Here is a 13,203-nt window from a genome sequence, read left to right as displayed (position 1 = left end):
CGAACACTGCGCGAGGGTCTTCGCCATTGTCATCAGATGGCGCGCCGCCTCGCTTGTGGAGACGGGCCATCGGGGGCACTCGTTCCCCCGATCGGCACGGATACACCGGGGGACGACCGGAAATTCGCGGCCGTCCCAGGTCAGGCGGTGGGAAAAGGTGACGGTCCCTCAGAAGGACGCGTGGTGAATTCGTTCCGCTTCTTCGGCGACGCGTCAGGCGCGGCCGGGGAAGAAGATCTTCACCTCACGTTCGGCCGACTCCTCCGAGTCGGAGGCGTGGATCAGGTTCTCGCGCACGATCACGCCGTAGTCACCGCGGATCGAACCGGGCGCGGCGGCGATCGGGTCGGTCGGGCCGGCCAGCGCGCGCAGCCCCTCGATGACCCGCTCGCCCTCGACGATCAGCGCCACGACCGGGCCGGAGGACATGAACTCCACCAGCGGCTCGTAGAAGGGCTTGCCCTTGTGCTCGCCGTAGTGCTGCTCCAGCGTCTCCTGGTCCAGGGTGCGCAGTTCCAGCGCGGTGATCCGCCAGCCCGCCTTGCGCTCGATACGGCTGATGATCTCGCCGGTCAGGCCGCGACGGACGGCGTCGGGCTTGAGCAGGACGAGGGTGCGCTGGGTCACGACGGGGCTCCTTCTTGGGTCACGCGGTGTGCGGGGTGATGAGGCTACAGGGCGCTTCCGCGCGTTCGTTACGCAGTGTCAGCCTGCGCGGCGAATCTGGCCTTGGCCTCGTCGATCTTCCTGCCGTAGTGGACGGAAGCCCACCACAGCGCGGCGAACATTGCCCCCAGGAAGAACATCGTGGGGACGACGAAACCGGAAGCAATGAGTCCGATCTGCAGGGCCCAGCCCATGGCCACTCCGCCCGGCCGGGTCGCCAGGCCGCACAGCACCAGGCACAGGAACATCGCGATGCCGCTGACCGTCCAGACCGTCGACATCGACAGGTCGGGATCCTTCATGGCCACCAGACCGGCGAAGCCGATGACGAAGAACTCGCCGATCAGGGTGGAAGCACAGAGCGTACGCATGGTGGGAATCAGCCCTTCCCCAGCAGCAGTCGGGCCTCGCCGACGGTGATGACGGATCCGGTGACGAACACACCGCCGCCCGCGAACTCGCCCTCCTCCTCGGCCAGCGTGATCGCCGCCTCCAGCGCGTCCGGCAGCCGCGGCTCCACCTGGACCCGCTCCTCGCCGAACACCTCGACAGCGATGGCCGCCAGTTCGTCGGCGTCCATCGCGCGATGGCTGGAGTTCTGCGTGACGACGACCTCGGCGAACACCGGCTCGAAGGCCTCCAGCAGCCCGCGTACGTTCTTGTCGCCGCTGGCGCCGACGACCCCGATGAGCCGGCTGAACTGGAAGGCCTCGCCGATCGCCTCGGCCGCGGCCCGGGCGCCGGCCGGGTTGTGCGCGGCGTCCAGGACGACGGTGGGCGAGCGCCGTACGATCTCCAGCCGGCCCGGCGAGGCGACGGCCGCGAAAGCCTTGCGCACCGTGTCGATGTCCAGCGACTCGGCCCGCTGCGCGCCGACGCCGAAGAACGCCTCGACGGCGGCGAGCGCGACGGCCGCGTTGTGCGCCTGGTGGGCGCCGTGCAGCGGCAGATACACCTCGGTGTACTCGCCGCCGAGCCCGCGCAGGGTCAGCAACTGTCCGCCGACGGCGACCTGCCGCGCCACGACACCGAACTCCAGGCCCTCCCGGGCCACGGTCGCGTCGACGTCCACGGCCTTCTTCAGCAGCACCTGGGCGGCGTCCACCGGCTGCTGGGCCATGATCACGGTGGCACCGGTCTTGATGATCCCGGCCTTCTCACCGGCGATCTCGCCTGGGGTGCCACCGAGCCGGTCGGTGTGATCGAGGTCGATGGGCGTCACGACGGCGACATCACCGTCGATGACGTTGGTGGCGTCCCAGCTCCCGCCCATGCCCACCTCGACGACGGCGACGTCGACCGGCGCGTCGGCGAAGGCGGCGTACGCCATGCCGGTCAGCACCTCGAAGAACGACAGCCGGTACTCCTGCTGGGCGTCGACCATCTCGACGTACGGCTTGATGTCCTGGTACGTCTCGATGAACCGCTCGGGCCGGATCGGCGCCCCGTCGAGGCTGATCCGCTCGGTGATGGACTGCACGTGGGGCGAGGTGTACCGCCCGGTCCGCAGCTCGAAGGCGCCGAGCAGGGCCTCGATCATGCGGGCGGTGGAGGTCTTGCCGTTCGTGCCCGTGATGTGGATCGAGGGGTACGACCGCTGCGGCTCGCCGAGCACGTCCATCAGCGCGGAGATGCGTGTGACGGACGGCTCCAGCTTGGTCTCGCCCCAGCGGGTGGCGAGCTCGGCCTCGACCTCGCGCAGCGCCTTGTCGACCTCAGGGTCCTCGGGGCGCGCCGGCACGTCGGACTGCGGGGGGCCGCCCTGGGTGCGCAGGGTGCGGCTGCCGGCCTCGATCACGGCGAGGTCGGGGTCGCGCTCGGTTTCGGCGGCGATGATCTCGTCGAACGACTCGCCGGGGTCGGACTGGTCACGCGGGGGGAGCTCACTCACGGGGCCAGTCTACGGAGCGGGACCGACAAAGGTTGTGGGTGGCTTGTCCTGTCGTTCGGCTGCCGGTCGTTTGTGGCCGGCGGCGCAGTTCCCCGCGCCCCTGGGGGACGTGAAGGCCCCGGCACCGACAGGGCACCGGGGCCTTCAGCCACGTACCGACCGCTACGCCTGCGGCAGCCTTTCCAGCTGCGCGGCGATCCGCGCGATGTCCTCCTCCGCCTTGGCCAGGCGCCCGCGGATCTTGTCCACCACCTGGTCCGGTGCCTTCGCGAGGAACGCCTCGTTGCCGAGCTTGGCCGTGGCCTGGGACTTTTCCTTCTCGGCGGCGGCGAGGTCCTTGGCGAGGCGCTTGCGCTCCGCCGCGACGTCGATGACGCCGGAGAGGTCCAGGCCGACCTCGACGCCCGCCACCGGCAGGGTCGCCGTCGCCGAGAAGCTCTCGCCCTCCGGCTGCAGGCGCAAAAGCTGGCGGATGGCCGGCTCGTGCGAGGCCAGCGCCGTACCGTCCAGGCTCAGGCGCGCCGGCACCCGCTGGCCGGGCTGGAGGCCCTGGTCAGCGCGGAAGCGGCGGACCTCGGTGATGACGGACTGGAGCGTCTCGATCTCCCGCTCGGCGTCGGCGTCCCGGAAGCCGCTGTCCTCGGGCCACTCGGCGATGACGACGGACTCGCCGCCGGTCAGCGTGGTCCACAGGGTCTCCGTGACGAAGGGGACCACCGGGTGCAGCAGGCGCAGGGTGACGTCCAGGACCTCGCCGAGGACGCGCTTCGAGACCTCGGCGGCCTCGCCGCCCGCCTGGAACACCGTCTTCGACAGCTCGACGTACCAGTCGAAGACCTCGTCCCAGGCGAAGTGGAACAGCGCGTCGGACAGCTTCGCGAACTGGTAGTCCTCGTAGTACGCGTCGACCTCGGCGACCACCGAGTTCAGGCGGGAGAGGATCCAGCGGTCCGTCGAGGACATCTTCGACGCGTCCGGCAGCGGGCCGTCCACCGTCGCGCCGTTCATCAGCGCGAAGCGGGTGGCGTTCCAGATCTTGTTGGCGAAGTTGCGGGAGCCCTGGACCCAGTCCTCGCCGATCGGGACGTCGACGCCCGGGTTGGCGCCGCGCGCGAGGGTGAACCGCAACGCGTCCGAGCCGTACTTGTCCATCCAGTCCAGCGGATTGACGACGTTCCCGAAGGACTTCGACATCTTCTTGCCGTTCTGGTCACGGACCATGCCGTGCAGCGCGATGGTGTGGAACGGCGGGGTGCCGTCCATCGCGTAGATGCCGAACATCATCATCCGGGCGACCCAGAAGAAGAGGATGTCGTAGCCGGTGACCAGGACGGAGTTCGGGTAGAACTTCGCGAGCGACTCGGTCTGCTCGGGCCACCCCAGCGTGGAGAACGGCCACAGGCCGGACGAGAACCAGGTGTCCAGGACGTCGGAGTCCTGCCGCCAGCCCTCACCGCTCGGCGGCTCCTCGTCGGGGCCGACGCAGACGACCTCGCCCTCCGGGCCGTACCAGACCGGGATGCGGTGGCCCCACCACAACTGCCGCGAGATGCACCAGTCGTGGAGGTTGTCGACCCAGTCGAAGTACCGCTTCTCCATCTCCTGCGGGTGGATGCCGACCTTGCCCTCGCGGACCGCGTCACCGGCGGCCTTGGCGAGCGGGCCGACCTTGACCCACCACTGCATGGACAGGCGCGGCTCGATGGTGGTCTTGCAGCGCGAGCAGTGGCCGACGGAGTGGACGTACGGGCGCTTCTCGGCGACGATCCGGCCCTCGGCGCGCAGCGCGGCGACGATGGCGGAGCGGGCCTCCAGCCGGTCCAGGCCCTGGAAGGGGCCGTGGGCGGTGATGACGGCGTGCTCGTCCATGACCGTGATGGCCGGCAGGTTGTGCCGCTGGCCGATCTCGAAGTCGTTCGGGTCGTGCGCCGGGGTCACCTTGACGGCGCCGGTGCCGAACTCGGGGTCGACGTGCTCGTCGGCGACGACCGGGATGGAGCGGTCGGTCAGCGGCAGCTTGATGAGCTTGCCGACGAGGTGCCTGTACCGCTCGTCCTCGGGGTGAACGGCGACGGCGGTGTCACCGAGCATGGTCTCGGCACGGGTGGTGGCGACGACGATGGTGTCGTCCCCGTCGCCGTACTTCATGGAGACGAGCTCACCGTCGTCGTCCTGGTACTCGACCTCGATGTCCGAGATGGCCGTCAGGCATCGGGGGCACCAGTTGATGATGCGCTCGGCGCGGTAGATCAGCTCGTCGTCGTAGAGCCGCTTGAAGATGGTCTGAACGGCCTTGGACAGCCCCTCGTCCATGGTGAACCGCTCACGCGACCACGCGACGCCGTCGCCGAGGCGGCGCATCTGGCCGGAGATCTGCCCGCCGGACTCGGCCTTCCACTGCCAGACCCGCTCGACGAACGCCTCACGGCCCAGGTCGTGCCGGGACTTGCCCTCCTTGGCGAGCTCGCGCTCGACGACGTTCTGGGTGGCGATACCGGCGTGGTCCATGCCGGGCTGCCACAGCGTCTCGTAGCCCTGCATCCGCTTGCGGCGGGTGAGGACGTCGATGAGGGTGTGCTCGAACGCGTGCCCGAGGTGGAGCGAGCCCGTGACGTTCGGCGGTGGGATGACGATGGTGTACGGCGGCTTGTCGCTCTTCGCGTCCGCCTCGAAGTAACCGCGCTCTACCCAGCGCTCGTACAGCGGCCCCTCTACGTCGGCCGGCGCGTACTGGGTCGGCAGTTCGGTGTTGGGCGCTGGTGGCTGCTGCTGAGCGTTCTCGGTCACGGCCTCAGTTTAGGGGTGTCACCGGGGCGTCCCGAAACTCGATTCCTTTGTAACGGTGCGCACCCCGATGCCGTGCGGTTCCTGTGGCTACGCCAGGATGTCGTGAACACATAAGCATCTGGAGGGGAACCCAGAAATGAGCTACAACCAGCCGGGCCCGTACGGCGGGCAGCCCCAGCAGCCCGGACCGTACGGCCAGCCGGGCCCCTACGGCCAGCAGCCGCAGGCACCGCAGCCCGGCTACGGCTACCCCCAGCAGCCCGCCCCGCCGCAGCCGGGGTACGGCTACCCGCAGCAGGCCCCGCAGGGCGTGCCGCCGCAGACCCCTCCGTACGGCCAGCAGCCCCCCTACGGCCAGCAGCCCCCTTACGGCCAGCAGCCGCCCTACGGTCAGGCCCCGTACGGCGCACCGACGCCGCCGGCTCCGGGCGGCGGAAAGAAGAAGACCGGCCTCGTCATCGGCGCGGTGGCGGTCGTGGCGGCGATCGCCGTGGGCGCGTACTTCGTGCTCGGCGGGGGCGGCGGCGCGGGCGGTCTGGAGGACGACGGCGCCCACAAGCTGGCGACGCCCGCGACCGTGCTCACCGAGTACAAGCGGATCTCCGACGACGGTGCGAGCGCGGGCGACGACTCCGAGAAGGAGTTGGCGAAGAGCGGTGTCAAGAACGGCAAGACCGCGTTCGGCCTGTACTCGACGGCGGACCTGTCGGGGTACGACCCGAGCGACCCGAGCTCCACGCCCGACCCTGCCGCGGCGACGGCCAAGGGCATCACGTTCCTCGGCGTCTACGGCGAGATCAGTGACCCCGAGACCGCCCTCGACACGTTCTTCACCAACTTCAAGAAGACGGCAGAGGAGGACTCCGGCGGTTCCGGCAACGAGCCCGAGCTGGTCGGAGAGCCCGAAGAGGCCGATCTGGACGGCGCGGTCATGAAGTGCCAGTCGATCAAGGGACAGGACCAGCTGACCAAGAAGGAGAAGACCGACTGGTTCTGCGCCTGGGCCGACTACAGCACCCTCGTCATGATCTCTCCCAGTGACGCCACCAAGAGCGTGACGAAGGACGTCGTCGTCGACATCACGACGAAGCTCCGCCCCGAGATCCGCGTCAAGGCCTGACGCCGCCTCAGCCGCCGCAATCGAGAAGGGGCCCCGGTCGGTTGACCGGGGCCCCTTCTCGTACGCGGTGTCAGGTGTTACGCGGACTTCTGCTCGCCCGTCCCCCGCCCCCGCGCGTCCCTCGGGATGAGGGTCGGGTTGACGTTGGAGTGGACGACGTCCGCCGTGATGACGACGCGGGCGACGTCCTTGCGGGACGGCACCTCGTACATCACCGACATCAGGACCTCCTCCATGATGGCGCGCAGGCCGCGGGCGCCGGTCTGGCGGAGGATGGCCTGGTCGGCGATGGCTTCCAGCGCCTCGCGCTCGAAGTCGAGTTCCACGCCGTCGAGTTCGAAGAGGCGCTGGTACTGCTTGACCAGGGCGTTGCGCGGCTCGACCAGGATCTGGAGCAGGGCCTCGCGGTCGAGGTTGTGGACGGAGGTGATGACCGGGAGGCGGCCGATGAACTCCGGGATCATGCCGAACTTGACCAGGTCCTCCGGCATGACGTCCTGGAACTGGTCCTTGGCCTCTAGCTCGCGCTTGGAGCGGATCGTCGCGCCGAAGCCGATGCCCTTCGCGCCCGCCCGGGACTCGATGATCTTCTCCAGTCCGGCGAAGGCACCGCCCACGATGAACAGCACGTTCGTCGTGTCGATCTGGATGAACTCCTGGTGCGGGTGCTTGCGGCCGCCCTGGGGCGGGACCGAGGCCGTGGTCCCTTCGAGGATCTTGAGGAGGGCCTGCTGGACGCCCTCGCCGCTCACGTCCCGTGTGATGGACGGGTTTTCACTCTTTCGCGCGACCTTGTCGATCTCGTCGATGTAGATGATCCCGGTCTCGGCCTTCTTGACGTCGTAGTCGGCCGCCTGGATCAACTTCAGCAGGATGTTCTCGACGTCCTCACCGACGTAGCCCGCCTCCGTCAGCGCCGTCGCGTCGGCGATGGCGAACGGGACGTTCAGCATGCGCGCCAGGGTCTGCGCCAGGAGGGTCTTGCCGGAGCCCGTGGGGCCCAGCAGCAGGATGTTGGACTTCGCCAACTCGATGGCGTCGTCGCGGCCTTGGGCGCCGCCGTTCTCACCGGCCTGAACGCGCTTGTAGTGGTTGTAGACGGCGACGGAGAGGGCCTTCTTCGCCGCCTCCTGGCCGACCACGTACCCCTCGAGGAACTCGTAGATCTCGCGCGGCTTGGGCAGCTCCTCCCAGCGCACCTCGCTGGTCTCCGCGAGCTCTTCCTCGATGATCTCGTTGCAGAGATCGATGCACTCGTCGCAGATGTACACACCGGGGCCTGCGATGAGCTTCTTGACCTGCTTCTGGCTCTTGCCGCAGAACGAGCACTTGAGCAGATCGCCGCCGTCACCGATGCGTGCCACGGTGTGCTTCCCCTTCGCCTGGGAGACGCCTGGACGCTAAGAGTCCAGCGGCTCCTGGTGCTGCCTTATGTCGACGGTACCTTGCCGGGCCCCCCGTTCGGGCCCCCTTGGCACGGTTCACTTTGACGTGGACCTTGCCACGCACAGTGTCACACCGTGCCAAGGAGCGGGGTACATTACCCGATCCGCGTCAGCGGACCGACGCGTTGTTCATCTTGCGGGTCGAGATGATCTGGTCGATCAGGCCGTACTCCAGCGCGTCCTCGGCGGTGAGGATCTTGTCGCGCTCGATGTCCTCGCGGATCTTCTCGATCGACTGGGTGGAGTGCTTGGCCAGCATCTCCTCCAGCTGCGAGCGCATCCGCAGGATCTCGTTCGCGGCGATCTCCAGGTCCGAGACCTGACCGCGGCCGGTCTCGCTGTACGGCTGGTGGATCAGCACGCGCGCGTTCGGCAGCGCCATGCGCTTGCCGGGCGTGCCGGCGGCCAGCAGCACGGCCGCGGCGGAGGCCGCCTGGCCCATGCAGACCGTCTGGATGTCCGGCTTGACGAACTGCATCGTGTCGTAGATCGCCGTCAGCGCGGTGAAGGAGCCGCCGGGGCTGTTGATGTAGACCGAGATGTCCCGGTCGGGGTCCATCGACTCCAGGCACAGCAGCTGCGCCATGACGTCGTTGGCGGAGGCGTCGTCGATCTGGACGCCGAGGAAGATCACGCGCTCCTCGAAGAGCTTCGCGTACGGGTCGTACTCGCGGATGCCCTGGGAGGTGCGCTCGACGAAGCGCGGGATCACATAGCGGGACTCGGCCTGCGGGCCGGTGTACTGGGCCTGCGGGGCCTGCATGTCCTGGACGGCGCGCATACGGTCGTAGAGGCCGCTGCCGGGGAAGTCGTTCACGGTATCTCCTGAAAGGGGCTGGGGCGGTGGCTGGGGCGCTGTGAGGGGTGTACGGGCCCGGCGGGGGCCGGTACGGCCGTCAGGCCCCCGTGCCGCCGCCGCCCGGCATGCCGGCGGCCGTCGCGATCACCTCGTCGATGAGGCCGTACTCCTTGGCCTCCGTGGCGTCGAACCAGCGGTCGCGGTCCGAGTCGCGGGTGATCTGCTCGACCGACTGGCCGGTGTGCAGGGCCGTGAGCTCGGCCATGCGCTTCTTGGTGTGCAGCAGCCGCTCGGCGTGGATCTTGATGTCCGAGGCCGAGCCGGCCAGGCCGGCGGAGGGCTGGTGGATCAGGATCTCGGCGTTCGGCAGGGCGAAGCGCTTGCCCGGGGTGCCGGCGCTGAGCAGGAACTGGCCCATGGACGCGGCGAGGCCCATGGCGATCGTCACCACGTCGTTCTTGATGTACTGCATGGTGTCGTAGATCGCCATGCCGGCCGTGATCGAACCGCCCGGGCTGTTGATGTACAGGTAGATGTCCTTGTCCGGGTCGGCGGCAAGGAGCAGCAGCTGCGCGGTGATCTTGTTCGCGATGTCGTCGTCGACCGGCTGGCCGAGGAAGATGATCCGCTCGTTGAGCAGCCGGTTGTAGACATGGTCGCCGAGGCCACCGCCGATGGAAGGCTCGCCGGCGGCGGAGGGCATCAGATTCGTCACGTATCCACCTGCTCGTCTTGCGACGGCGCGCGGCCGTCTTACGTTCGCCGTATTCATGGACCCTAACGCGGTAGCCCTCCGGGGGAATCCCGAGTTGAGGGGTGTTCGCCGGGGGCGTAGCGCGCCGGGGGGAACCGGTTCGTCGGCGACTGCGGGTCGTGGGGGCTGGTCGCGCAGTTCCTCGCGCCCCTTCAGGGCGCGACGCCCAGCCGTATGACAAAGGGCCCCGGGGTGTGTCCCGGGGCCCTTCTTACGGCTGTTTACGCCTCGTCGTCCGTCTTGTCACCCTCGGTGACCTCGGCGGACTCCTCGGTCTCGTCCTCCTCGTCCAGGTCGACGATCTCGCCGTTGGTGTCCTTGACCGTGGCGGCCTCGACGACGACCGCGAGGGCCTTGCCGCGGGCGACCTCGCCGACCAGGAGCGGGACCTGGCCCTGCTCGACGACGGCCTGGGCGAACTGGTCGGGGGACATGCCGGAGGAGGCCGCGCGTCGCATCAGGTGCTCGGTGAGCTCGTCCTGGTTGACGTTGAGCTTCTCCTGCTTGACCAGCTCGTCGAGGACGAACTGGGTCTTGATGCCCTTGACCGCCGCCTCGCGGGTCTCGGTCTCGAACTCCTCGGCGGTCTTGCCCTGGATCTCCAGGTACTTGTCGAGGGTCAGACCCATCTGGCCGAGCTGGTGGTGCTCCAGGTTGTGCTTGCGGGTGTTGATCTCGTCCTCGAGGAGCTTCTCGGGGACGGGCACCTCGACGAGCTCCAGCAGCTTCTCCAGGACGCGCTCCTGGGCCTGCGTGGCCTGGTCGAACTGCTTCATGTTCTCCAGGCGCTTGCGGCTGTCGGCCTTCAGCTCGTCCAGCGTGTCGAACTCGGAGGCGAGCTGCGCGAACTCGTCGTCCAGCTCGGGCAGTTCGCGCGTGGCGACCTGGGTGACCTTGACGGTGACCTCGGCCTCACGGCCGGCCGCGGAGCCGCCCTTGAGCTCGGAGGTGAAGGTGGCCTCCTCGTCGGCCGACAGGCCCTTGACGGCGTCGTCGATGCCGTCCAGCAGCTCGCCGGAGCCGATCGTGTAGGAGACACCGCTGGCGATGCCGTCCTCGAGGACCTCGCCGTCGACCTTGGCCTCCAGGTCGATCGTGACGACGTCGCCGTCCTCGGCGGCGCGCTCCACCGGGGAGGTGGACGCGAAGCGCTCGCGGAGCTGCTCGACCGACTTCTCGATGTCCTCGTCGGTGACCTCGACGGCGTCGACCTCGACCTCGATGCCGGAGTAGTCCGGGATCTCGATGGCCGGGCGGATGTCGACCTCGGCGGTGAAGTTCAGCGTCTCGCCGTCCTTCAGCTCGGTGATGTCGACCTCGGGCTGGCCCAGGACGGAGAGCTCGGCCTCGTTGACCGCCTCGGTGTAGAACTTCGGCAGCGCGTCGTTGACGGCCTCCTCCAGCACGGCGCCACGACCGAACCGCTGGTCGATGACCCGGGCGGGGATCTTGCCCTTGCGGAAGCCCTTCACCGTGACCTGCTGGTTGATCTTCTTGTACGCCGCGTCGAGGCTGTCCTTGAGCTCCTCGAAGGGCACCTCGACAGTGAGCCGAACCCGGGTCGGGTTCAGGTTCTCCACGGCGCTCTTCACGGTTCGGTCTCCTTGTGGCTGACTTCTCGGGTTCTGCCGGGACCCGACGGGCCCGGCGGATGTGGCCGCCCGGAGGACTTCAGTGATGAGGCACACGGGCGTGCAGCTTGCATAGTAACGGCAGCGGGTACACGGCCCAAAAGGCGATCACGCGTGGTGATCGGGTGAGTGGTCGGGGTGGCGGGATTTGAACCCACGGCCTTCCGCTCCCAAAGCGGACGCGCTACCAAGCTGCGCCACACCCCGTCTGGTGCGACACGTAGGGTACATGCCCGCAGGCAGCGGGGCTGCCGCATTTCCCGAGGGAGGTGCGATCTCGTGCGATGCCGGCGCCCGGGCGGAAAACGGGGTGTGCGGTGAGGGGGGCCGACCCGCTACGATGCCTGCAGTGCCGCGGGCGACTGACCTGCGGCGCACCCTGTGCGGGCGTAGCTCAATGGTAGAGCCCTAGTCTTCCAAACTAGCTACGCGGGTTCGATTCCCGTCGCCCGCTCTGTCGGCCCAGGGCCCGGCAGGAGGTTCGCCCTCCTGTGCGGGCCCTGCGGCGTTTCGGGGGCGGACCCCGGGGCCGTCAGAAGCTGATCGAGTTGATCGTTTCCGCTATCGAGTTGAGAAAGCGGTTGATCGACGGGGCCATGCCGGTCGAGGCGAGGAAGAAACCGAAGAGCATCGCCACGATGGCGGGACCCGCCTTGATCGAGCCCCCTCGCATCATCACCACCAGGATGATCGCCAACAGCAGCACCACAGACAGTGAAATGGCCACAACTGATCACACCCTCGGTCGGTCCGCTCTCCCGGCCGGGGGACACGAGCCCGCGCACCCCCGCCAGAACCATCGTGCCACCAACAGGCCTGCCGTATGCGGCGCGTGACGTAACGCCGACCACACCCGCGCCGCACCCCGGCACGTTCGGCCACGCCCCGCGCGCCCACCGCGCACGCCACGGAAATCCAGGAAATGGGGCAATCGTGAATATCCACGCCCGCGTTGTGATGACTGTGAGCCAAAAGAGAAGTGACTGACAGCTGAATCCGGAATGACCTGGAGGGTTTTACGGCGGCCCGCGGCCGCGGCTAGGGTGCCTCAGATGTTTCAGGCACAGGTCAAGCAGCGCGATGCCTTCTTCGACAACGCCAAGTACCTGGCGATCGTCCTGGTGGCGGTGGCTCACGCATGGGAGCCGTTGAAGGGGGACAGCCGGATCCTGGAGGGCGTGTACCGCGTTGTGTACGCGTTCCACATGCCGGCGTTCATCATCATCTCCGGCTATTTCTCGCGCAGTTTCGACATGCGCCCCGACCGCCTGAAAAGACTGATCACCGGCGTGGCGGTGCCGTACATCGTCTTCGAGACCGCCTATCCGCTCTTCAAGCGTGTCGTCGCCGACGACCCCGGCCAGGAGATCAGTCTGCTGGACCCCTGGTATCTGACCTGGTTCCTGTGCGCGCTGTTCATCTGGCGGCTCACCACCCCTGTCTGGAAACTCGTGCGTTGGCCGCTGCCCGTCGCGCTCGGCGTCGCCATGCTGGCGTCCGTCTCCCCGCAGATCGGGGACGACCTGGACCTGCAGCGGGTGCTGCAGTTCCTGCCGTACTTCGTGCTGGGCCTGTGCATGAAACCCGAGCACTTCCAGATGGTGCGCACGCGGTCGGTGCGGATCCTGGCGGTGCCGGTGTTCGCGGCCGCGCTGGTGGTCGGCTGGTGGGCGGTGCCGCGGATGGACACCGCGTGGTTCTTCCACCGGGACGCCGCGCAGCAGCTGGGCGCGCCCTGGTGGTCCGGGCCGGTGATGGTGCTCGCGATGTTCGGCTGCTCGCTGCTGCTGACCGCGTGCTTCTTCGCCTGGGTGCCGGGGCGGCACATGTGGTTCACGGCGCTGGGCGCGGGGACGCTGTACGGCTATCTGCTGCACGGGTTCCTGGTGAAGGCCGGGGACTACCGGGGGTGGTTCGACCAGGACTGGCTGCACCGGCCGGCCGGGCAGATCCTCGTGAGCGTGCTCGCGGCTGTCGCTGTCACGCTGTTGTGCACGGCGCCGGTGCGGCGGGTGTTCCGGGGTGTGATGGAGCCGAGGGTGGCTTGGGCGTTTCGGGAGGATGCGGTGCGGGAGGCGCGGGAGCGCGAAGAGGTTCCGGTGGGCTGAGT

Annotated in this window: 11 protein-coding genes and 2 tRNA genes; 3 read left to right on the top strand and 10 right to left on the bottom strand. The window is 68.4% G+C overall.

Features of this window, described 5'->3' with window-relative positions; all coding sequences use genetic code 11:
• Nucleotides 1-213: 213 nt before the first annotated feature.
• The 4 genes from ndk to I2W78_RS26355 form a co-directional block, all read right to left on the bottom strand.
• Nucleotides 214-627: a nucleoside-diphosphate kinase gene (ndk, locus tag I2W78_RS26370; RefSeq protein WP_196462749.1), complete on the bottom strand. Its 414-nt coding sequence runs from the start codon at nucleotides 625-627 to the stop codon at nucleotides 214-216.
• Nucleotides 628-695: 68 nt separating this feature from the next.
• Nucleotides 696-1,037 (bottom strand): DUF4233 domain-containing protein, encoded by a 342-nt coding sequence (locus tag I2W78_RS26365; protein WP_196462748.1) that lies wholly within the window; start codon nucleotides 1,035-1,037, stop codon nucleotides 696-698.
• A gap of 8 nt (nucleotides 1,038-1,045) precedes the next feature.
• Nucleotides 1,046-2,557 (bottom strand): bifunctional tetrahydrofolate synthase/dihydrofolate synthase, encoded by a 1,512-nt coding sequence (gene folC / locus I2W78_RS26360; protein ID WP_196462747.1) that lies wholly within the window; start codon nucleotides 2,555-2,557, stop codon nucleotides 1,046-1,048.
• 162 nt (nucleotides 2,558-2,719) lie between these two features.
• Nucleotides 2,720-5,344: a valine--tRNA ligase gene (locus I2W78_RS26355; protein ID WP_196462746.1), complete on the bottom strand. Its 2,625-nt coding sequence runs from the start codon at nucleotides 5,342-5,344 to the stop codon at nucleotides 2,720-2,722.
• Between the two features lie 136 nt (nucleotides 5,345-5,480).
• Between I2W78_RS26355 and I2W78_RS26350 the strand changes: the two genes are divergently transcribed.
• Nucleotides 5,481-6,464: a hypothetical protein gene (locus I2W78_RS26350; RefSeq protein ID WP_196462745.1), complete on the top strand. Its 984-nt coding sequence runs from the start codon at nucleotides 5,481-5,483 to the stop codon at nucleotides 6,462-6,464.
• A gap of 77 nt (nucleotides 6,465-6,541) precedes the next feature.
• On the opposite strand, the gene clpX is transcribed toward I2W78_RS26350, so the two are convergent.
• From clpX to I2W78_RS26325, 5 genes are all read right to left on the bottom strand, one after another.
• On the bottom strand, nucleotides 6,542-7,828 hold the full coding sequence (gene clpX / locus I2W78_RS26345) for an ATP-dependent Clp protease ATP-binding subunit ClpX (RefSeq protein ID WP_196462744.1): 1,287 nt from the start codon (nucleotides 7,826-7,828) through the stop codon (nucleotides 6,542-6,544).
• Between the two features lie 190 nt (nucleotides 7,829-8,018).
• Nucleotides 8,019-8,726, bottom strand: a complete 708-nt coding sequence (locus I2W78_RS26340) for an ATP-dependent Clp protease proteolytic subunit (RefSeq protein ID WP_307783791.1) — start codon at nucleotides 8,724-8,726, stop codon at nucleotides 8,019-8,021.
• A gap of 79 nt (nucleotides 8,727-8,805) precedes the next feature.
• Complete coding sequence (locus tag I2W78_RS26335; RefSeq protein WP_196464722.1) at nucleotides 8,806-9,411, bottom strand: ATP-dependent Clp protease proteolytic subunit; 606 nt, start codon at nucleotides 9,409-9,411, stop codon at nucleotides 8,806-8,808.
• 272 nt (nucleotides 9,412-9,683) lie between these two features.
• The gene (gene tig, locus I2W78_RS26330) at nucleotides 9,684-11,054 is read right to left on the bottom strand and encodes a trigger factor (RefSeq protein ID WP_196462743.1); all 1,371 of its coding nucleotides are present in this window, start codon (nucleotides 11,052-11,054) and stop codon (nucleotides 9,684-9,686) included.
• A gap of 169 nt (nucleotides 11,055-11,223) precedes the next feature.
• A tRNA-Pro gene (locus tag I2W78_RS26325) sits at nucleotides 11,224-11,300 on the bottom strand.
• Between the two features lie 176 nt (nucleotides 11,301-11,476).
• Here I2W78_RS26325 and I2W78_RS26320 point away from each other — a divergent pair.
• Nucleotides 11,477-11,547, top strand: a tRNA-Gly gene (locus I2W78_RS26320).
• A 78-nt stretch (nucleotides 11,548-11,625) separates the two neighbouring features.
• Here the strand turns inward: I2W78_RS26320 and I2W78_RS26315 are convergent.
• The gene (locus tag I2W78_RS26315) at nucleotides 11,626-11,820 is read right to left on the bottom strand and encodes a hypothetical protein (RefSeq protein ID WP_196462742.1); all 195 of its coding nucleotides are present in this window, start codon (nucleotides 11,818-11,820) and stop codon (nucleotides 11,626-11,628) included.
• A gap of 325 nt (nucleotides 11,821-12,145) precedes the next feature.
• Between I2W78_RS26315 and I2W78_RS26310 the strand changes: the two genes are divergently transcribed.
• Nucleotides 12,146-13,201 carry an acyltransferase family protein gene (locus I2W78_RS26310; RefSeq protein WP_196462741.1) on the top strand — a complete coding sequence of 352 codons (1,056 nt, stop codon included), beginning with the start codon at nucleotides 12,146-12,148 and terminating at the stop codon, nucleotides 13,199-13,201.
• The last annotated feature ends 2 nt before the right edge of the window (nucleotides 13,202-13,203 follow it).

The sequence above is a fragment of the Streptomyces spinoverrucosus genome, assembly GCF_015712165.1.
GTDB lineage: Bacteria > Actinomycetota > Actinomycetes > Streptomycetales > Streptomycetaceae > Streptomyces > Streptomyces spinoverrucosus_A.
Note: the sequence above shows the minus strand (reverse complement) of the source record. Positions and strands in the feature narration are given on the sequence as shown.

What these genes read in the sequence shown, in the direction of transcription:
- I2W78_RS26365 (WP_196462748.1), bottom strand. Translation starts at nt 1,037, where the DNA reads ATGCGTACGCTCTGTGCTTCCACCCTGATCGGCGAGTTCTTCGTCATC.
- I2W78_RS26350 (WP_196462745.1), top strand. Translation starts at nt 5,481, where the DNA reads ATGAGCTACAACCAGCCGGGCCCGTACGGCGGGCAGCCCCAGCAGCCC.
- I2W78_RS26335 (WP_196464722.1), bottom strand. Translation starts at nt 9,411, where the DNA reads ATGCCCTCCGCCGCCGGCGAGCCTTCCATCGGCGGTGGCCTCGGCGAC.
- I2W78_RS26310 (WP_196462741.1), top strand. Translation starts at nt 12,146, where the DNA reads ATGTTTCAGGCACAGGTCAAGCAGCGCGATGCCTTCTTCGACAACGCC.